This is a genomic window from Dictyobacter alpinus (assembly GCF_003967575.1).
GTDB lineage: Bacteria > Chloroflexota > Ktedonobacteria > Ktedonobacterales > Ktedonobacteraceae > Dictyobacter > Dictyobacter alpinus.
Map to the genome: position 1 here is coordinate 501570 of NZ_BIFT01000001.1, position 21692 is coordinate 523261.

General features: G+C 48.4%; 11 protein-coding genes. 5 read left to right on the forward strand and 6 right to left on the reverse strand.

Going from position 1 to position 21692, the window contains the following annotated elements:
- Positions 1 to 4 precede the first annotated feature (4 nt).
- From EL633_RS01945 to EL633_RS01955, 3 genes are all read left to right on the forward strand, one after another.
- Positions 5 to 1540, forward strand: coding sequence for a UDP-N-acetylmuramoyl-L-alanyl-D-glutamate--2,6-diaminopimelate ligase (locus EL633_RS01945; protein WP_126625585.1), 1536 nt, complete (start codon positions 5 to 7; stop codon positions 1538 to 1540).
- 124 nt (positions 1541 to 1664) lie between these two features.
- Positions 1665 to 3617, forward strand: coding sequence for an MraY family glycosyltransferase (locus EL633_RS01950; RefSeq protein WP_126625586.1), 1953 nt, complete (start codon positions 1665 to 1667; stop codon positions 3615 to 3617).
- Positions 3618 to 3830: 213 nt separating this feature from the next.
- Positions 3831 to 5123 (forward strand): MFS transporter, encoded by a 1293-nt coding sequence (locus EL633_RS01955; RefSeq protein ID WP_126625587.1) that lies wholly within the window; start codon positions 3831 to 3833, stop codon positions 5121 to 5123.
- A gap of 4 nt (positions 5124 to 5127) precedes the next feature.
- Here the strand turns inward: EL633_RS01955 and EL633_RS01960 are convergent, their stop codons facing one another.
- From EL633_RS01960 to EL633_RS01980, 5 genes are all read right to left on the reverse strand, one after another.
- Positions 5128 to 8970, reverse strand: a complete 3843-nt coding sequence (locus EL633_RS01960; RefSeq protein WP_161981869.1) for a CHAT domain-containing tetratricopeptide repeat protein — start codon at positions 8968 to 8970, stop codon at positions 5128 to 5130.
- Between the two features lie 267 nt (positions 8971 to 9237).
- Positions 9238 to 10551 carry a GTPase ObgE gene (obgE, locus tag EL633_RS01965; protein ID WP_126625589.1) on the reverse strand — a complete coding sequence of 438 codons (1314 nt, stop codon included), beginning with the start codon at positions 10549 to 10551 and terminating at the stop codon, positions 9238 to 9240.
- Between the two features lie 202 nt (positions 10552 to 10753).
- Positions 10754 to 11335 carry a hypothetical protein gene (locus EL633_RS37185; RefSeq protein ID WP_176599702.1) on the reverse strand — a complete coding sequence of 194 codons (582 nt, stop codon included), beginning with the start codon at positions 11333 to 11335 and terminating at the stop codon, positions 10754 to 10756.
- A gap of 82 nt (positions 11336 to 11417) precedes the next feature.
- Positions 11418 to 13229 (reverse strand): serine/threonine protein kinase, encoded by a 1812-nt coding sequence (locus tag EL633_RS01975; protein ID WP_126625590.1) that lies wholly within the window; start codon positions 13227 to 13229, stop codon positions 11418 to 11420.
- A gap of 69 nt (positions 13230 to 13298) precedes the next feature.
- Positions 13299 to 14633, reverse strand: coding sequence for an NAD(P)/FAD-dependent oxidoreductase (locus EL633_RS01980; RefSeq protein WP_246039067.1), 1335 nt, complete (start codon positions 14631 to 14633; stop codon positions 13299 to 13301).
- 614 nt (positions 14634 to 15247) lie between these two features.
- On the opposite strand from EL633_RS01980, the gene EL633_RS01985 reads away from it, so the two are divergent.
- On the forward strand, positions 15248 to 15892 hold the full coding sequence (locus EL633_RS01985; RefSeq protein ID WP_126625591.1) for an ATP-dependent Clp protease proteolytic subunit: 645 nt from the start codon (positions 15248 to 15250) through the stop codon (positions 15890 to 15892).
- 299 nt (positions 15893 to 16191) lie between these two features.
- Positions 16192 to 19719, forward strand: coding sequence for a WD40 repeat domain-containing protein (locus EL633_RS01990; protein WP_126625592.1), 3528 nt, complete (start codon positions 16192 to 16194; stop codon positions 19717 to 19719).
- A gap of 80 nt (positions 19720 to 19799) precedes the next feature.
- Here EL633_RS01990 and EL633_RS01995 read toward each other — a convergent pair whose 3' ends face one another.
- Positions 19800 to 21671: an alpha-amylase family glycosyl hydrolase gene (locus EL633_RS01995; protein WP_126625593.1), complete on the reverse strand. Its 1872-nt coding sequence runs from the start codon at positions 21669 to 21671 to the stop codon at positions 19800 to 19802.
- Positions 21672 to 21692: the final 21 nt, after the last annotated feature.

The following is a 21692-nucleotide window of genomic DNA, read 5'->3' on the forward strand; positions in this document are numbered from 1 at the left end:
ACTTATGCAATTACAAACATTACTCACGGCGCTGGAAGATTACTCCTGGCGCACACAAACGGATACAGCGCTGGATACACAGCAAGAAATCACATCAATAGCTTACGACTCGCGCAAAGTTGTAGCGCAGAGCATCTTTGTGGCCGTACCAGGTACACATACAGATGGACAACGCTATCTGCGCGATGCAGCGGATCGCGGGGCACTGCTCGCGGTTGGCGAGAAACTCTCAATTGAGGAGCAACAACTTCCTCTTCCTTATATCGAGGTACCAAATGTACGGATCGCGCTCGCTGATCTCGCACGTACCTTCTATGGCAATCCAGCAGATAAACTCTGCACAATTGGCATTACTGGCACAGATGGAAAAACAACAACCAGTAACTTGATCAGTACGCTGTTTGAGACCGCTGGCCGCCATAATGGACTGATGACTACAGCCAACTTTAAAATATCTGGTCAAGAGTGGGAGAATACGACCCGTCAGAGTACGCTTGAGGCCCTGGAGATCCAGGAGTTTCTCCATCGGCTCGCAAGCTCGGATGTGCCGTATGCAATCGTTGAAGCCACCTCGCATGGTTTAGAGCTAGGACGCGTGCATGGCTGTAACTTTGATGTTGGTGTGGTCACAAATATTACCCATGAGCATCTAGATTTCCATAAGACACTCGAAAACTATCGCCGGGCCAAGGCACGCCTGTTTGAGATGCTGGATCCTCAGCGCGATAAAGGAATTAACGCCCGTCCCGTGGCTATCCTTAATCGTGATGATGTTAGTTACGAAGTTCTCAAACCCTATTGCCGTGTCCCTATCCTGGATTATGGTATCGATACAGAAGCAAGCGTGCGTGCAGTCGATCTGGACCTGCGGGCCCATAGCACACGTTTCCGTGTGCTCCTGCCAGATGGTGAAGGACTAATCGAAACACGTCTGGTAGGACGCTTTAATGTTAGTAATAGCCTGGCCGCTATCGCTACCGCATACAGCCAGGGCATCAGTATTGCGGACATCGAACGTGGTATGGCTGCCGTGGCAGGCGTTACAGGACGCATGGAGAACATTGTAGAGGGGCAACCTTTCTCCGTGATTGTCGATTATGCGCATACACCAGATAGTTTACAAAAGGTTATCGCCACCTTACGTCCATTGACACAGGGCAAACTTATGCTTGTCTTCGGGTCAGCGGGTGAGCGCGATATTCAAAAACGGCCAGTCATGGGGAGGATCGCCGCCGAACAATCAGAGTTCTTCGTCATCACAGATGAAGATCCTCGTGATGAAGATCGAGAAAGCATTTTACGTGCGATCGCAGCAGGGGCGGCAGCAACTGGGAAACAAGAGGGCAAAGATTTTCTCTGCATCGCTGATCGCACCCAGGCAATCACAGCAGCCTTCGCCCGAGCGCAACCAGGTGACACAATCCTGTTGGCTGGCAAGGGACACGAACAGAGCATTATCATGGGTCGAGGAGAGAAACTTCCCTGGGATGATCGCCGTGTGGCGCGTGAACAGCTCAATAAACAGGGATGGAGAGCGTGATGAAGTTCTCATTCTTCATCCACCTGATTGATAGATACGTCGTCAGGGAAATATATCGTCCATGCCAGACGGCACAACCACAACGATTGTTTGAATAGGTCATCATTTCGTCTTGGGAGTACATATGAATCCAAATTCACCCTGGTTATTACTGCTCGTATTTCTGGCCTGCGCAGTAGCAAGTACCTTGCTTTGTCAGGCAGCCAAGCTGCTCTTTCCCAAGTTTCGCAGTGGTGAGCACAAACCTGGTACCCATCGCGCTGATCTTCCAACCGGGAAACGGGAGATCAGAACCATCGAGCTACCACTTGTCGGGGGTCCAGCTTTTACTATCGCAATTATTGTAGTTGGACTTGCTACTGGCTATCTGCTCAATTTTTCGTCTGAGCAATGGATCTTGCTATTAATTGCGCTGGGCGCTATGCTCGGCTACGCCCTGGTTGGCTTTATTGACGACTGGCGCAAAGTGTATCGCAATGAAGGACTCTCAGAGATTGCCAAGTTCTCTGGAGTTTTTCTCGTGGGTGCGGTTGCTGCTGCACTGTTCTTTTTTCTGTTGCCACAAAGTGGTCAGATCTCTTACAGCCTCTGGAAAGATCTTCCCATACTCAATACATTTCTCTGTCCTACCCCTATCCCTCATCATCCAGAAATTTGTTCAGTCACAGGCAGCCCTGTAGCCTATTATGGTTGGCTAATCTTCCTGATGTTGATGACTGGTGTGGTTGGCAGCCTCACGTCCGTCTCAGTCGATTTTAGCGATGGTCTGGATGGTCTGGCAGGTGGACTGGTGTTTAGCGCCTCGCTGGGCCTGGGTATCGTAGTCACTGGTCTGGTAGGGACCCAGCCAAATGGTGTCGTATTAGAAGTGCTGGCGTTACTGGGAGCCGGTGCTATTCTAGGTTATCTCCCTTTGAACTGGCCTTCCGCCTGGGCCGCTCGCCGTGGACATGCCACGCGTCGTGCGAAAATTTATATGGGTGATAGCGGAGCCCTGGGTATGGGCGGGCTCCTCGCGATGGTGGCCGTATTCTCCCGTAACGAGACATTGTTGTTGATGATTGGTGGCGCCTTTGTATTGGAAGGACTCTCAGCGCTGATCTCTGCCCGCCTGTTGACGCGTTTCTTCCGCCGCTATCTGACTATTTTACGCTTTGCCAACACAGAGAAATTTGTACCACACACAGAGTTCCCACTGCCGTTCCTGGCCACACCACTGCATCATCACTTTGATCTATTAGGCTGGGATCGCCGACGCTTAGTTTATGCCGCCTGGGCACTGGGAGCCTGTTTTGCCGTCCTGGGCATCATGGTGAGCCTGGTTCCCTTCTCATGGCAGCGTTATATCGGTCGTTTCTTAATTATATTACTGGCGATACTCGTCTGGTCGAGTGGCTCCTGGTCGAAAAACTATTTCGTCGGCAAACATTTTGTCGAGGGTGCCAGACGCACACGATTGGCCTTGTATTACGGCTATCCATTTCGCATCATGGGCATTAGACTGTATCACCGGGTAGAGATTGTTGAGGCCAGTGAAGATGTCATCGAGACGCCTGCCGAAGAATTGGCTTTATGGCAACGTATGACCATTTTTGATGCCAGAGCCATGCTCGGTCTTTACTGCTACCGGGCCGGTTATTATCCAGCGGCCCAGGCGCAATGGACGCGTATTCCTGAGCGCAACCGCGTGTTGCGGCCAGAGATTGTACATCTACTCAATGAGCTAGAAAATCAACTGGCACTGGAAAAACAAGAGACTCAGCCTATCAGACGTCAGGATATTCTACGCAAGAAAGAAGAGCCCATTCTGGAAGGAAACTTACCACCGGCTGACCTGCCTAATCCTTACGAGCCAGTTAGCCAGGAGGAAAACCAGAACGGACCGATCAAGGTCTGGACATCCAACACTCCAGATTATCCAATCGAGAGTAACAATGAGGAGATAAAAATTACAGCACCCCTCAGCAATGAAGTGCTCATGAGCAAACAAACAAGTGAACAACCTCGTTTAGATACAGGCCCATCTACCAATGGACATTCACCTGCTAACTATCGACAGGATAGTGCGAAGAAATAGCAATTTATTGCAACACGTCTAAAAGACAATGTATGTGACGAGCCAGGTCTGTGCCAGGAATACAGACCTGGCTCGTCACATACGCTATGGTAAAAACTGCTGTCGATGACTTTCCCCAACTTGAAAGATTCGCACGTCTATGTCATAGTGCTGTATACATATATTTAAGTAAACACAACCCTCTACAAAAAAAGATAGGGATTTCGACAGCTGATGACAACTACACCGGTTCATAAACCTGAGCGTAAGCGATTACAAACGTTTCGAGCATTGCGCCACCGTAGCTATTTCTTGCTCTGGATCAGCTTGATTGTCTCATCCATTGGTACCTGGATGCAGATTGTCGCGCAAAGTCTGCTGGTATTAAAGCTCACTGGCTCACCACTTGCATTGGGAGCAGTCTCACTGGCACAGGCCAGTTCATTCTTCCTGTTTGCATTAATTGGGGGTAGCGTCGCCGATAAGATAGATAAACGCCGTTTCTTATTGGTGACTCAGAGTCTCTCAATGCTGCTGGCCTTTTTACTGGGTATCCTGACCATTACAGGCACAATTCAGGTCTGGATGATCATTCTTCTGGCCTTCTGCTCGGGAACCATCCTCAGCTTTGACCAGCCATCACGTTCAGCACTGGTACCCATCCTGGTGCCAAAAGAAGACCTTATGAATGCTATCTCACTGCAATCTATTGTCTTCAACGGATCTGCTTTTATCGGGCCCGCGCTGGCAGGAGTTATGATTGGGGTATTTGCGGCGTTTGGACCGAAAATTGGCATCAATGGACCATTATTTAGATATGCCGGTAACTTCTTTCTTAATGGCTTCAGTTTCCTGGGTGTACTTTTTGTGCTGTATCTGATCCAGGTGCCTGAAGCAGCCCTGGAACAGGCTGTTGATAAAAAAGGGCCATTATTAGCATCAGTACAAGCCTCTCTCAAAGTTATCGGCCGTGACTCGGCTTTGCCCTGGATTTTGTCAGGCTACGGAGCGATGCTCTTCTTTGGTCCTTCAACCTCTTTAATCTTACCTGTTTTTGCTACCGGTATCCTACACCTGCAACCTACCCAACTGGGCTTGCTCTTCTCAGCTTCAGGCCTGGGGGTTATTCTAGGGGCCCTGGCCGTCGCGTCATTGGGTGACTTTCAGCGTAAAGGTCTATTACTCTTAGGCTCATTCCTGCTCTGGTCGCTCTCGCTACTGGCATTTGCGCTTAGTCAGAATCTCTGGCTTTCGATGCTAGCATTACTCTTTGTAGGGATAGGACAAAATGGTATTGGCGCGACAACCATTACCCTGATGCAAACACGCGTCCCCCCACAAATGAGAGGACGCGTGATGAGCTTAAATACCTTGATGATTATGGGTGTACGTCCATTGGGAGATTTCCCTGCCAGTGCCGCTATCAGCGCGATTGGCGGACCATACACCGTCATTATCAGTGCGGCTATCGTAGGCGGTTATACCCTCTTTCTATTGCTCGCACGCCCGGCTATTCGCCAGATCTAGCATATCAAGCCAGGCTTTCGTGATCTTTAGAGGCTGTATTTTTCCCGTCTAGCTGCTTCTCAGCAGCCAGGAGACGTACTTTTTCTTGTAGGGATGCCCGCGTTCCAGCGGGCTCATCTACATTCAGAGTTAGGGCTTGAACCCAGGTAGCCAGCGCATCCTGATAACGATGTTGTGACTCATAAAGTTGACCTAAATGATCCAGCACTTTGAAACGTCCACTCTGTAGTGCGATCGATTCTAATAAACGATCAGCTTCTAGATAGAGGTGTTCAGCTTCACGGAATTGGCGTAACACACGCGCGACATCTCCCTGTCCACAGAGCGCCAGGCCTTGCAGATGGGTAGCCTCACACTCTTGCGCCATAATCTGCGCCTGCTCATAATTATCTTTTGCCTCCAGATACTCGCCTTTAAGGATAGACAGTTCTGCCTGTAGATAAAAGGTGGAGGCCATATTGAGCCGATCCCCTAGCTGGTTAAAGATGGACCAGGCTTCACTATAATAGTTATGTGCATGAAACATATCCTGTTTCTGCAGATAGAGTTCTCCCAGGGTACGCAGGATCAAGCCTTCGCCGCGCTGTACATGGTACTCACGAAAACGCTGCAATACTTCAAGACAGATCTTTTCAGCCTGTTCTTGCTTGCCCTGCCAGACATGAACCGCGCACTTACTGGCCAGCACCCAATTCTGATCCATCGGCCGTTTCAAATCATAAAAAAGCCGTAGAGCTTCCTCAAAATCGCGTACAGCGCGACTATATTGACCCAGAGAAGCATAAACAATACCACGCTGGTGAACTGCACGGGCACGTCCAATACCCTCAGAGAGTTGATAGCAAGCGTTCATCGCCTGCTCCAGGTATTCCAAAGCTTCTGCATAACGCGCCTGACCGCGACGAACCATACCGAGTACATTCAACACTAATGCCTGACCACGCCTCTGGTCACTCTTTTCAAACTGCGTCTGTGCCTGCCGGGCATATTTCAAGGACTGCTGAAGATAGCCCTGATCAAAACAGAGTAAGGCCAGTTCATAACACGACCAGCCAATCTGTTCAATGTCTTCCTGCTGTTGATGAATACCCAGGCTATTACGCAAACACGCTTCCGCCTCAGTAAATTGGCCCAGTTGACGCAATAGTGCACCTAAACGAGCCTGGAGCAAGCCAACGCTGCTCTGGTCCCCCATACGTGTGGCATACCCAGCAGCCCGGCGCAACAGTGTCTGCAGGGTGGTAAAAAGTCCCTGACCCTCAAAGAAATCTGCGGCGCGCAAAACCACCCGGATCGCTTCTTGGAGGTCCTGAGCCTGGCTGGCCGCTTCTAAATGCTCAAACGCTTCAATCCACTCTTCCGCATCGGGCTGAGGCAGGCAATAATAGTAGGCTGCGACCACACGGTGAACTCGTCGACGTTCCTCCAATGGTAAACGTGTCAGCGCAAAATGGCGGATCTGAGGATGAATGGAGTAGGTGCGCCCATCAAACAAGACAATCGAGGCCTGCACCAGTTCATCGCGTGCCGCCCTCCACTGCTGCGGTAATAACGAACCCAGACTTTCGGGCACGTTTCCGCTCATATTTTTATCCGCAGTGGGTGTTGGCTCATGGGCCGCCAGTAAGGTGTCGGGAGATATAAGCATGGAGATCTGCTCCCGATTAAAGGGGATCCGGAATGCCGCCAGATAAGAAAGCAGCAGGCGCGCAGGTGGACTCAAGCGCTGGTATGAAACCTCCAAAGCGGCTAAAATGCCAGCTAATGGATGACTGTAGAGCTCATCACGTACCTCTTCCAGAGAACGTGTTGCGGCCTCTGGCGTAAAAACTTGTCCACCAATCGAACGGGCAGTGCCAAAAATAAGTTCAGCACCCAGAGGGTAGCCATCCAGTAAAGTACAAATCTCTTGCAAGACAACTTGCTGGTGAGGATCGTTTAACTGGATGCGTTGATCCAGGCCGCTGGTGGCTGCCAGATCAAAAAAGAGCATCAATAAATCAGCGCTGTTCATTTTTCCGACACGATACTCGTACCAACGTGAAGATAGACCTCCGACAATGAGCATACTTTCAGGATTGGAATGCGAGGTGACCAGCACGACAACCTCTTGAGGCAAGGAACTCAAGAAGACAAGCCACTGCTCTAGTTCTGCTCGATCCTTTACTTGCTCAAAACTGTCCAACAGGAGCAGACAGGAAAGTTCACGGCTGGCAAGGGAGCGGAGTACACCTTGAACGAGCCGCGAGCGTTGGCGGGCATCACTATTGGCAACACTGCGGGCGGGAATCTGCAGGGCATGCGCCATTTCTAACAAGGCATCCGCAAACAACTTGCCGTTCTCCAGGGATACGCCTAGAATGCCACCTAAAAACTTATCCCGATTGCGCCGAATCGCCTCCAGCGCCAGCGCGCTCTTACCAATACCAGGAGATCCAGTGAGAGCTATATGATGATAGATCGTTTTTTTATAGGTTCCCTTGCGTATGCGTGCAGATTCCTGACTCGTAGCAGCCTGGATCAACAACTGCTCAATATCGTGTAACTCACGTTCCCGACCAATAAAGTTGGTCGATGGCGCTAGATGGCTGAGTGGATGCGCATGTTCATCTTCTGTATCAGCGGTCACCATTAAGGCAACTGGTCCCTCATCACCCTCCGCTACATGGCGATAGAGCACCGGGATAAACCAGCTTTTCTGTTGCATTGGTAACATTGCCTGGCGAGCACGTGATAATGCCTCTTCCAGCGTGCGACCATCTGCTAGCGCTTCATAAAAATGATACATAAACGTCGGACTCAAATCATCTTGTAGTGAAAAAGGCATCGCAACGACTGCCGGAACCTGTGCGGTCACCAGGGAAGTCGCAAGGGTAGAATCAACTGCCGCCAGCTTTTGGGATTGCTGTGGCCGGCAGTCCTGCTCTTCATCACAAACAGTGGCCGTTTCACAGGCTGAAAAGACCGCCAGATGGACATCGCTACTGACCAATACCCTGCGCAGGGATTGTGTGTCCACAAAGCTATTGTAACCATCCTCATCACAAAAACAGAGATAGGTCTGAGCCGGTATGCGCAGAAGTGAGGTGCCACATTCACAACATTTGCGTCCATCGGGATTATTCACTGTCTCACAGCCATCTTTAGGACAGAGTTTGCCATAAGCCCCATGGCCATCAAAATGCACCACATAACAGGGGAGCGTTGTATCGCTATCATCAAAGGTGCCAGCGCCACCATAGGAGTTCAGGTAACGCACAAACTCGCTGAAAGTTGGAGGTTCTAAACGGTCCAGAAAGATCTGGCCGGTTTCAATTAATGGGGTGAGAGCTTCCTCCATAGCCTCAAAACTGCGTTCAGTCTCTAAAGGCGCAAAATTTGTAGGGGAGGCGCTGATATACAAAATCCGAAAAGGTGGGTGAACCGGTAGTTCACTACCGATAGGTGCATCGGGTCGTAGTAATGCCCGACTAAGCGTGAAGATACCTGAAGCAATTAAAAAATGATTGCCGTTGTTTAATAACTCCCAGGGATAACGTACAAATTCTTCACAACCAGGTCCAAACACCAGTGTGAGCGCCACCGTTCCACGACGTTTCAACGTGCGTTGAATCACACTTTTTAAAACGGATTGCGCGGGAGATTCTGCTGGCTTAGAGGTTTTAGCTTGAGTAGCTTCTAGTCCAGAAATGGCACAAAAAAGCCGGTAGCCTATATCGCGTAGTTCGACATCGCTGCTCTCGAGAGTATTCAGTTTTTTCTGTACTGCATTAACCTGCTTTGAAGTGTACGGAGGAACAAAACCACCACTTACCGTATGCCCTGACCAGCTTTCCTTTATTTGCACCTCATACGTACCACCCTCACATGCACGAAATTGTATGCTTAATGTTTCACCCATGGGCCCCAGATACTCGCATTCCATTGCTGCTCTTTACACAATAACACGTACCGCTTTATCACTTACAAGTATAGCACACTTGTGCTCGTGACGTGCATTGCGTGAAAGGATCGGCAAACACCGAAAATACAAAAAGCGCCATTCTGCCGATGGCGCTAAGAAAAACATGTCAAAATTACAGAAACCGGTCAGGCAGATACCCGGAACAACGACTCATTCGCCCCAGTATAGTTCGGCTTTTCCGAAACGGACGGTATCGCCAACCTTGACGCCAGCCTCTTCCAGTGCTTTGGTCACACCCATTTTTTCAAGCTGGACCTGCATACGATCCATGCTTTCTTCACTATCCTGGTTCGTCATATTAACCATACGCTCAACACGTTTACCACGCACCACGAAGACCCCCATCTCTTTGGAGACTGTAAAGGCATCATCGGGCATTGGTCGTAAGACAGGACTCTCGCCTTCGCGCAAATCTACCACAACCTGTGCCGCGGCACGTTCGGCCTCTTCACGGGCCAGTTCATGTAAGCGCCGTGAAGCCTCGACCATCAACTCGTCAGTTCCTTGATGGGCCGCAGCTGAAATGGCAAAAGCGGAGTAGCCGGCGGCTTCTACTTTGGCCTTAAACTCGGGCCAGTGTTCTTGCGCTTCAGGGATATCCATCTTATTCAGAACCACCATCTGTGGGCGCTGGGCCAGTTCAGCATCATACTCACGTAGCTCTTTATTAATGGCTTCAAAATCCGTCCAGGGATCGCGTTCTATAGCGGAACCATCCACCATATGAATCAAAAGCCGCGTACGCCGAATATGGCGTAAAAACTCATGACCGAGTCCAACACCTTGCGCTGCACCTTCAATCAAACCAGGAATGTCGGCAACCACAAAATCATAGCCATCACCACTCCGGGGCTGACCAACCTCGACAACGCCCAGATTAGGCTCTAGCGTCGTAAAAGGATAATTAGCAATTTTTGGTCGAGCCGCAGAAATCACTGAAAGCAACGTTGATTTGCCGGCATTGGGGTATCCCACCAGGCCAACATCTGCGATTACGCGTAATTCCAACTTTAGCCAGCGTTCTTCGCCCGGCTCACCGCGTTGCGACTCCTTAGGAGCCTGTCTGGTTGAAGTGGCATAATGCACATTACCCAATCCGCCGCGGCCGCCACGCGCTACCATAATCTGTTGGCCCGGCTCGGTAAGGTCTGCAATCAACACATCGGTCTGAGCATCGCGAATAATCGTGCCACAGGGCACCTGCAAAACAATATCTTCTCCCTTGGAGCCGTGCATCTTTTGACGAACGCCTGGAGCCCCTGACTCAGCCTTAAACTGCTGTTTGTAGCGGTAATCAATCAGTGTATTCAAACTATTTGTGGCTTCAAAGTAGATACTTCCACCGCGTCCACCATCTCCACCATCGGGGCCGCCAAATGGAGCAAACTTCTCACGACGGAAGTGTATTGATCCGTCGCCCCCATTTCCGGCCTTAACCAAAATCTTTGTATGATCGTAAAACATAATCCATCCCCAATACGTTGTGCAGGCGTAAAAATTCTGTCTTTTTGTGGCGAATGGAGTATATCACAAATCTGCCTCTAGCACAAAAATAGCCTGCATGGATACAACAGATATATTGATCTCATGCAGGCTATCTTGAGCTTCAATAACAGTATGTGTATTAGAAGCGTTGTTTTCTATGGACACAGGTAGCGTTAATGCCTTAAAGCAAGCCACCATCATTGGAAGAGTTACCGGTCATACTACCACCCTGATTTCCTCCGCCAAAGCCACCCTGATTTCCTCCGCCAAAGCCACCCTGGTTACCACCAAAGCCGCCCTGATTTCCTCCGCCAAAGCCACCGCCTAAAAATTGTTTGGCCGCAAAGGCTGCAACGCCAGCGATGGCTAATTTCGCCCAGGGACTACTCAAAGCACCGCCAGGACCAAACACCTGATGAAGCAGATCTGGTGCCTGCTGCTGTGCATAACCAGTCACACGAGCGGCATCTGCAGGCGACATGGTATAAGGATCGCTATTCTGAAGACCCATCTGCTGAGGGCTAATACCACGCTGCATAAGACCACCTAAAAGGTTCTGGAGTAATCCGCCGCGCTGCTCAGCAGGCATCTGTGCGTAGACTTGCTGGTGTGCCTGTTCTAGCATCTGAGGTGAGGCATTCTGAGCAAACTGGGTATAGTTCTGCCAGGCATCCTGGTGTGGAATTTCGTTATATGTTCCCTGATCCCAGGCATTAGCATATTGCTGGGCCCTTGGATCATTATTTTGATTAAAGTTATTCATATATCTGTCCTTCCATCATACCATTTACTAAATTTAGATGTGTCCGTTGTAATACGCAACGCCCTTACATGTGGCTTCAAAATCAAAAATCCATTGTCACATTGTTCTTAAAAGCCATAGAAATTTTCAATAAACTTTCGGCCTCAGAGAAAGGCTCCAATATATTTGAAGGCGATAACGAAGCAGAAGGAGATCCATTAGGTGCCACATTCCAAGTACCATAACCACCGCCTGAGTTGTTATCACATTGGTTGTTCTGAAAGCTACAGTAGTTGCCGACTATCGAACCATTGGGTTGAAATTGACCTTGAAAAAACAAGGGCAAATGGCCTGCAAAAGAAGGCACCAGAAACTGAATTTTCTTATCGCGGGTGACACTCCCTGTAAAATCACCATCGCCCTGTAAGCCTGGACCTAATGTCAGATGGCCTGAGATCGCACCTTGCTGCTGGCTCATGTTTGAAAGTGTAATCGTTGAGTCCACATCGGCCGGCGTATTATGAATCGAGCCACTATAGGTTCCTACGACACCAGGAAAAGCAGAATCAGGTGCAGGCGGATTCGCTGGAGCAGGCGCTGGCGGATTAGCGGTCGGTTTCGCTGTCGCCACCTTCGTAGGAGCCTTTGTAGCCGTTGGCTTCACTGTCGGCGCTACAGTTTTTGTGACAGCCGGTGTTTGCCTCGCCACAGGTGCGGGTACGGGCGTTCCCTGACGGGAGTTAAGCCACGCTTCGGCACTCAGCCCTCCTAATATCAGTACCACAACGGCAACAAGCAATGGCACCAGCCACCGTCTACGAGAACGCCGTGGCGATGCTGGAGGCACGTTTGACACTGGTGGGGGTGAACTAACAGGCTCATCACGTACTGGAAGCGTTTCAGTCTCTGTTTCATCATCCCCGGTAGATGGATATGGATTCTCTGTTAGAGTATTCACATCAGCCAGATGGACAGGTTCAACAGGAACGTTAACCGGCGCAACCTCTTCATGATCAGCTGAAGTTATAGGTACTTGCCCTGGATCAGTAACTGGATCCTTAACCGGCGCAACCTGCGACTCCAGTACCGCCCAGAATTCTTTAACAGTGGCAAAACGATCAATACTATTGACAGCCAGTGATCGTTGGATGGCTTCAGCTACTGCTAACGGAATATCAGGCACGACCTGCTGAACTGGTACCAGCGGGTCCGCCCGATTCACACTCATACGCGTAATGCGATATAAGGCATCAATAGGCACAACCCCTGTCAGCAATGTATACAGGGTCGCGCCAAACCCGTAAATATCCGTTTGAGTCCCTGTACCACTGGTATACTGCTCTGGCGCACCGTAGCCTGGTGAACAATGACGCACCGCAGTGGTTGTCGCGTCCTGGTCGTATTCTTTGGCAATACCAAAATCAACGAGAACCGCATTCTCTCCAGAAGTAGGAATGATGATATTAGACGGCTTCACATCACGATGAATAATTGGAGGTTGTTGCGTATGTAGATAGGAGAGGGCATCCGCAATTGGTGCCATCATTTTTACCACGCTGGATAAAGTAAAACGCTTGCCAGGTTGTTGAGTACGCAATTGTTCTAAATTGGGACCAGCCACATAATCCATCAACATATAGAGGAGGTGTTTATCGGGCTCATCAAATACCCGATAAACACGAGGAAGCGCTGGATGGTCCAGGCGGCGGAGAACTTCCCCTTCAAAAAGGAAGTCCTCTCTCTGACGCCGCTCTGGAGCCTCGACCTCTTTTAGCGCAAAGACATTGCCTTTAACACGTCGGTCCTTGACTCGATACACCGCACCAAAACCACCCTGCCCTAATAAGTCCTCAATAATATAGCGATCCCGGACAACCTTGCCCTGCGAAATTTTTATTTGTGTTTCTTCTTGCATCCCTTCACCTCAAGTTATCGCTTATCGCACATATGCTAATCTAGCTAGAAAGGGGCAAGAAAAAAAACTCTAACTTGGTTGAAGTTCCCGCTCTCTCGGTTTCGGGCTCACCACAGCAGCATAATCATGGGTAATCAACCGGGCGTTCCGCTGGAAAGTTATATATCCCCAGAATGACTGGAACAGGACCAGGAAGCGATTGCGAAATCCAATTAAGAAGAAAACATGAGCAACTATCCAGAAGACCCATGCCAGGAACCCGCTAAATTTGACTTTACCCAGATCGGCAATGCCGTAGGAGCGTCCCACCGTTGCCAGATTGCCCCTATTATGATAACGGAATGGATGACTATTTAGTTTACCCGATACGCGGTCAGCGATTACTGATGCCGCATAAATTCCACCTTGCATGGCGGCAGGTGCAATGCCTGGAACCGGTTTGCCAGCCTGTGTAGCTGAAGCCGTATCACCCACAATGAATATATTGGCATATCCAGGCAGATTAAGATACTCATCAACTTTTGCACGACCAGCACGATCTTGCTCGGCACCCAGCCACTTACCTGCTGGTGAAGCTGAAACTCCAGCAGTCCAGATGACAGTACCCGCTTCAATCTGTTGACCGGCAATCACCACACCGGACTCATTAATATCCTGAACTGGAGAGCTCGTACGTACTTCGACGCCGAGATTATGCAAACCATCCTGGGCCTTTTTCGCCAGTTTCTCATCGAAAGCAGGCAGAATGCGCGGCAGCGCCTCAACCAGGATGATGCGGGCAGCCTTGGGATCAATATTGCGGAAATCAGATGCCAGTGCGGCATGGGACAATTCAGCGATCGCTCCAGCCATCTCCACGCCTGTGGGACCGGCACCGATCAAAATGAACGTCAACAACGAGCGCTGGCGATCTGGATCAGTTTCGTGTTCAGCCTCCTCAAAGGCCAGCAAAATTTTGCGGCGCAATGAGGTCGCATCATTTACGGTCTTCAAGCCAGGAGCAAATGGGGCCCACTGGTCATTGCCAAAGTAACTATGGCTGGCACCAGTTGCTACGATCAGATAATCATATGGGATCGCACGATCAGCAGTCAGTACCTGTTGCTGATCTCGATCAATACCAGTTACTTCAGCCAATAACACTTTCGTATTTTTCTGTTTGCGCAGAATATGGCGAATAGGTGCCGAGATATCCGCGGGCGAGAGAACGGCCGTAGCAACCTGATACAATAAAGGTTGGAAGAGATGATGATTATTGCGATCGATGATCGTGACATCGACAGGCGCATCTTTTAAAGCCTTCGCGGCATTCATGCCACCAAAACCTGCACCAACAATAACAACATGAGGTCGTTTCGCAGAACCGGTCATAGTTAAGCCACTAGAAGTATGTAAAGCGTCCAATATGTGTCTCTTCTCCCTAGCCTCATCAGAGAGATAATAGTTCTTCGATGAACTTGATTTGATTGATCAGCTATAATTTATAATCTATACCAGTATGTCAATTTATCACTGATATATCTATCCTCTAAGCTTATCATGTTTTCTCCTTTTACAGAACACCTTTTCCACATAGCCGTACATTTTGGTAGAGTTCTGTAAAATTTGCTTAACCACTATGTATAAAATATCCACCAGACTCTCACTCGAAATGTCGCAAAAATAATCTATCATCTTGTATGGATACATCAAACAGAAACGCTATGGTAAAGCTTATTTTACCAACAGACAAAGCTGCCCTTGCATTATACCGGCTTGCCCTTATACTATAAACAAAAGTGTAATCGCGGCACCCCGGAGGTAACCATGGCAATCTTAACCTGCACCACTATAGCTGACGAGCAAAGGGTTCTTAGCGCTCAGGCGCATAAAACTTGGACAATTTCGTCTGTATCTTGTATCATACAAACATACCTTACCCTTTGGAAATCTGCCCGTGCCATCTTGCCATAAAAAAGAGGAGCGCGTTTTTCATTCTCCCTGAGTGGAGACATAGATGTAATATATCAGGAGCAAAAATGAGTACATTCAATCCTCGTGATCCCAAATGGATCAAGGAGTCTCGCGAATATCTTGAGCCAAGAGGCATTATACCGTATGTGGTGGAGACAACGCCACGTGGTATCATCAGCCATGACCTCTTCTCGCGCCTACTTCAGGATCGCATCATTTTCGTAGGCACACAGATTGATGACATGGTGGCCAATAGCGTCGTAGGACAGTTGCTTTACTTGCAAAATGAAGATCCCACAAAAGATATCAGTATGTATGTCAATAGCCCGGGTGGTGTCATTTATGCTGGGCTGGCCATTTATGACGCCATGCAGTCGCTAAAAGCGGATGTCTCAACCGTCTGTATGGGAATGGCAATGAGTATGGGAGCCGTTCTACTGGCCGTTGGAGCCCATGGCAAACGCTTTGCGCTCCCCAATTCCACCATCCTGATTCACCAGCCACTTGGTGGAGCCGAAGGACAGGCCTCCGATATTGAGATTACTGCCCGCGAAATCATTCGCTTGCGCCAGAGCTTGCTTGGTATTCTCTCAAAGCATACCGGACAACCAATTGAGCGCATCCAAAAAGACGCCGACCGTAACTACTATCTCTCAGCACCACAAGCAGTAGAATACGGCATCATCGACGAAGTGTTAACACACGAGTAAGTGAATTACGCCGTCACAGCCCAGGGACCTGATCGAGCTCGATCAGGTCCCTGGGCTGTAGATTTTATGCTCCTGCCCCAATTAAATCTTCCTTTTTGCGCGCCTATTACACGCTAGCTCATCAAAAAACCAACTCTCTACATTTACTACACTCGTTCTATAATTGTAGATATCAACATTATATGCGTTTATATATATGTCATCCTATTCTCAAACTCATAGGATAATCAAAAGTTAAGGGAGCAAATATCCATTGAGCAGGCAATTAGCGTTAATGCTTTATAGGGAGATGCATATATATGAATAATGCGTTTGTTTCGCCCGAAGATCTAGATCTCAATGAGATCTTCATTGGCAGAGAACGACAAGTCAATGATTTTATTGCCTATTTAGAGAATTGGCAACAACAAATACAAAGTACAGGCTCTTCCTCACTTACGATGCCCCCCTCTCCCAATAATAGAATTGCTGGATTTTTTGTATTGCTCCATGGCCGAGGAGGCTTTGGCAAGAGCACTTTACTCAATCATTACCACGATATTGCCCTGGAACACAAAAATGAATTGCTGGTCAGTGAAATCCTGGACTGGGAATACGCGATACAAGACCGACGTATGCTCTTCAATGTAACTCAACGCGAAAGTATTGATGCATATCAATACTACAATTTACTGTATAAGCGTCTGGCTTCTGTAATGGGCAAACAACGTAAAGAATTTACCATGTATCGTGCTGCCGAGCAATCGGTGTTAAGTGCGCGCAGCAAAGCGTATGAAATACTGGAAGAATTACGCCATGAGGAGGGATTTAGCTGGCTACGTCATCTCAGTGTAGCACGTGACGTTTTTCTGGCTGTACTGGCAACTATAGCTCCCGCCGGGGTAGGTATTATGCTCACCAATGAGCTACTGCTGGCTAAAGTTCGTGAGATGTTTGATGCAGGGGCAGAAATTGGTGGCGAGCAATTGCAACGGCTACGCACGTATCTCCAGGAGCAGTTGGGAGGCGACCTCAGTGACTATCTCGATGCGCCGCTACAATTAGGACTGGCGTTGGGACAAGATCTAGCCCGCTTTGCGATCCGACGTCCTTTATTACTATTTTTCGATACGTATGAAGAAATTGATGAAGGCGATAAACTGCTACAAATCTGCATGGGAGCTGCGGGAGCACGCGTAGGCTGGATTATTTCGGGGCGGGATAATCTCTGGTCCGGCACCACACAACGACGACGCAGCATGGATGCTGAATATGGTTATCGCGAGCTAGTTTACCCTAATCGAAGTATCGTTGTTGACTTTAGTGCCGATGGAGTCGGTGATTTTACCCTCAGTGATATTGAACAATACTTTGCCCTTATCTGTCAGAAAACGCATACTCCATGGCTGCCTGAAGAAGCACAAAAGAATGCTACACGGATTTTAGAGATTACGCGCGGCGTCCCTCTTGCAGTAAGGATTGTAGCAGGCAAGTATCTGGAAACAGCCGATCTGTCATTCTTGAAAGAAGAGGTTTATACAGGTCAGACTATTATTGAGCCGATGGTTATGCGCTATCTGGTACATACACGTGACAATCATGACGATCGTGTGCGTTTATATGGTCTTGCCTTACTTCGACGCATTGAGGATGCAGAACTTATTGCTACAGCATTAGGGGTTACACAGGGACAGGAAAACGAACTTGTACGTATGCATCGGCGCTATGGCTTCATCTTTACCAAGCGTGGTCAGCCTTCGCTGCATCAAGAAGTACGACACTTTTTGCGTCTATGGCTCCTGCAAAACCGCACCAGTCCCGAAGTAATGGGCGCGATTAAACGCTTACACGCCGTCCTCTACGCACAATTTGTGCTTAAAGATAAAAATTATGCTCCAACCGATCTACGCAAACGTCTGGAGGATAAAGAATGGATCCAAAGCTATTTTGATCTCACCGAACTCACATTCTGGCTGAATCCTGGTGATGGTGTCAAATTTTTACTCTCCTTTATGTGCGCAGCCAGTGTCTATCAGCGTGAAGCCAACCGGGAGGCACGTCTACAGGGACAGTTTTTTGAACACATCATGAAAGAGAAGGATCATAGCATCTGGAAGTATGCTGATAACTGCCTGGTATTTAACAATAATCGTCGCCCGCTCCGCGATGAGTTCACTAGTTTATTAGATCTCGTAAGGCTCGCCAGTGAGAAAAACATCTCTTTTGTATCCCCTCCCCTCTCTCGCCCTTTTGATAAAGAGCTAGAAGCGGCACTCTGGTGGAGACTGGCAGAAGCATATAGCACCATTGATGTCCATGAAGCCATTTTCTATTATGAGAAGGCAGAGAGACGCCTGCGCGATAAAGAAGTAAAGAAAGCCCTTGAGGATACCAGACAGATCAAGAATACACTGGCGGCTCCTCATACTGTGCATGATTATCTTCAACTTGGTCGTGAAGCAGTTTTGGACAATGATCCTGAACGAGCCATTAAATACTTCAATGAGGCCCTTGTACTCAATAAAGATTCTGTGGCCGCATATATCGAACGTGGCTCAGCATATCTCTCGCAAAATAATCTCAAGAATTCTATTGAGGACTTTACGCAGGCGCTCAACCGGGATCCTAAAAATGTGGTGGCGTATCGTAAGCGTGCCGGTGTCTATGAAGCACAAGGAAATCTTGCACTTGCGATCTCTGACCTTGAGCACACATTAAAACTTGATCCAGATAACGAAATTATTAAGGATCGCTTACAAAAATTGCGTGATCGCTATAAAGTTATTATCCAGGGTTATGGGCCGGGTCCTGGGCCGGGGCCTCACTGGCAACCCAAAAAAAGAACTGTTCCAGTCATAATAGTTGGCACCATTATCCTGTTCCTGATAACAGGTCTGATAGGTACCATTTTTTACTTTCCCCAGTTGTTCTCTAATCATAATTTAGCGCTACTTGCCACTTACAACGGGCATAACGATGTTGTTGAAGGCGTCGCCTGGTCCCCCAATGGCAAATATATTGCAGCCACCAGTTTCGATCGCGAGATTCATATTTTTGATGCCAATACGAGACGAATAGTCAGCATTTGCCGTGGTCACACAGATGATGTATGGGCAGTCACCTGGTCACCTGATAGCACAAAAATTGCCTCTGGCAGTGATGATGCAACCATGCGCATATGGGATGCCCAGACCGGGGTTCAACTATTTAGCGACGACCAGGGAAAACAAGCGATACAAGGCATCTCATGGAGTTATGATAGCAATTCTATTGCGGCATCTGATCTCGGCGGCACATTACGGATCTGGAATGTCTCTGATCTCCATAAGGTAACTGTAATATCCTTACCTCAAACCGGGCATACCAACGGCTCACACGGCCTGGCATGGTCACGTGATAATCGCTATCTAGTAATTGGGAATGAAAACCGCACAGTAGATGTTTGGGATGTATCAGCCAAACGCATCATAACTACCTATAAAGAACACACTACAGCGGTCTATAGTGTCGCCTGGTCGCCTGATGACCAGACTATCGCATCTGGTGGTTCAGATAATACATTGCGGGTATGGAATATCCACACAGGCAAAACACGCTTTGTCACCCCTGATAATACGTTTCAAGATAGTATCTACGGGCTGGCATGGTCGCCGAACGGGAGTTATCTGGCAACGGCCTCTAAAGATACTTCGGTCCATGTCTTTAATAGCAGTAATGGTCAGCTGCTTGCTTCCTATACAGGAGGAAAGCCCAAAGCGTATATGACAGGTATCTCATGGTCGCCTGATAGTAAACGACTGGTCACTGGCAATTTCGATCATAAAGTGTATATATGGCAACTACCATAAGTTAGCGAGGGTCAAAAAGCTCAGTAATAAAAGAATGCTGAGCTTTTTGACCTTCGCTAGACAGATATAATCATGTATATCTATTCTTTAATAAGGACAAACCCATAATGGCCTGGCACTTCAACCTCAAAGGATTGATTATCCTCGCTGACCGTGATGTCATAGGCTTCGGGACGTTTATCATGATCGATCATCTCACGATAGGTGCCACTAAATGGAAAAGGTACGGAGATCTTCTGGTGAGCATCAGAAAAATTAAGGAAGATGATGGCAACCTGTCCAGACTCACCATGATGGCGTCGATAGGCAACCACCTTGTCCTCAATGCGCGACTCCGCAACATAATAGAAGGATTCACGGCTGCGTAGCGCTGCATAGGTGCGACGTAATGAGCCGAGTGTGCGGTAGAGATGAACCAGAGGTGTGCCGTATTCATCATAGAAGTATTCCCAGTTCACATTACGCTGATAGCCAACGCGAGCGCGCCCTTTGGTCGGCAGAACATAGTTCTGGGCAAACTCCTGACCTTGCCAGAGCATCGGCGTGCCCTCGCAGGTGTAGAGTGCGATCGCAAATGGTTGTAACTTATAAAACTGGCTACGATCTCCATATGGAATATCATCAGGGAGAATAGCGACATGAGAAATCAACTGGCTATTATCATGATTCTCCAGATATTGAAACGGCATCACTGGCATATCAACCGGCTGTCCCTCGATATCCTGTACCGTCTTTGTAGAAGGATAGCCCGTATAATTCTGATCCAGGAGCACCTGATGTACAAAATGTTCATCCACAGTGCCCGTCTCAGCCATTCCTTCCGCCATACAGCGAAAACTATCTTGCCAGGTACTGGTAGAGAAGGTATCCTTTAAGATCTCCTGCGGACGATTCTGGGCCTCCGTACATTGGATCAAACGGCTATATTCACCAGCCTTGCCTGTAGGAGTAAAACGCCCAATCTTCAACGACTCGATGTAGGTATTATAGGCGATATGCGCATATTGAATACCCATTGGACCATCATAAAGATCCGTCACCTCATCATAACGAAATCCGTCAATATGATATTCATGCAGCCAGTGATAGTTTGCAGTCTGAATATACTCGCGGGCAAAATCCTTGGAGAAATCAATCTCAGGACCAAAAGGACCATCGCCACCAATCATTGGACTTTCCAATTCTGTGTCTTTATAGATCACATTATATGGAAAGCTTGGATCGACATGCTGATAGACCACGTCTAAAATAACTGCAATACCTTCACTATGGCAGGCATCGACCAGTTGCTTTAAACCCTGGATACCACCCCAGCGCTCGTAGGGAGCAAAATAGTGAAGTGGTTCATACCCCCAGTTAAAATTGAGTTTAAGGCTGGTAATTGGCATCAGTTCCAGACAGTTTACTCCCAGGCTTTTGAGAAATGGGATACGCTCCATCACGCCTGCAAAATTACTGTTAAACTCTTCGACATGAAGTTCATACACAACCAGATCAGCTAGCTCGGGCGTCTTCCACTCCTCATCGGTCCACTCGAAAGCAGGAAAACTTTCCGGAGTGACTACCGCTGATAACAAACCAATATCGGTGGCTAGCGCAAATGGATCAGTGAACCAACGAGTGATTATTTTCTTCTCATCACTGTCTGGCACCTGCTGCAGCAACTGATAGCGATAAAAGTAGCTACCAGGAAGTCCAAAATGGGATCCATCCTCGGGGGAAAGATGAACCTGCGCCGTCCAGAGCTCATTGGTTGATCCTTCTTGATAGTTCAGGAGGAAATCACGCGGTTGTATATTTTCATAAAAGTGGTCTGCTTTATGGAGGACCTGGACATGAACCTCATAGCCATCATGAGAAGTAATACCAGGTAAATAAATGCCGAAAGTAATATCTACACCATTCTCATCCGCCACACTCGCATATGCGCCTACTTCACGCAAATTAATCATTGAAGCTCCTCATGTATTATG

Excerpts from the sequence above, each read along its gene's own strand:
- EL633_RS01945 (WP_126625585.1), top strand. The coding sequence starts at position 5 with ATGCAATTACAAACATTACTCACGGCGCTGGAAGATTACTCCTGGCGC.
- EL633_RS01950 (WP_126625586.1), top strand. The coding sequence starts at position 1,665 with ATGAATCCAAATTCACCCTGGTTATTACTGCTCGTATTTCTGGCCTGC.
- EL633_RS01955 (WP_126625587.1), top strand. The coding sequence starts at position 3,831 with ATGACAACTACACCGGTTCATAAACCTGAGCGTAAGCGATTACAAACG.
- obgE (WP_126625589.1), bottom strand. The coding sequence starts at position 10,551 with ATGTTTTACGATCATACAAAGATTTTGGTTAAGGCCGGAAATGGGGGC.
- EL633_RS37185 (WP_176599702.1), bottom strand. The coding sequence starts at position 11,335 with ATGAATAACTTTAATCAAAATAATGATCCAAGGGCCCAGCAATATGCT.
- EL633_RS01975 (WP_126625590.1), bottom strand. The coding sequence starts at position 13,229 with ATGCAAGAAGAAACACAAATAAAAATTTCGCAGGGCAAGGTTGTCCGG.
- EL633_RS01985 (WP_126625591.1), top strand. The coding sequence starts at position 15,248 with ATGAGTACATTCAATCCTCGTGATCCCAAATGGATCAAGGAGTCTCGC.
- EL633_RS01990 (WP_126625592.1), top strand. The coding sequence starts at position 16,192 with ATGAATAATGCGTTTGTTTCGCCCGAAGATCTAGATCTCAATGAGATC.
- EL633_RS01995 (WP_126625593.1), bottom strand. The coding sequence starts at position 21,671 with ATGATTAATTTGCGTGAAGTAGGCGCATATGCGAGTGTGGCGGATGAG.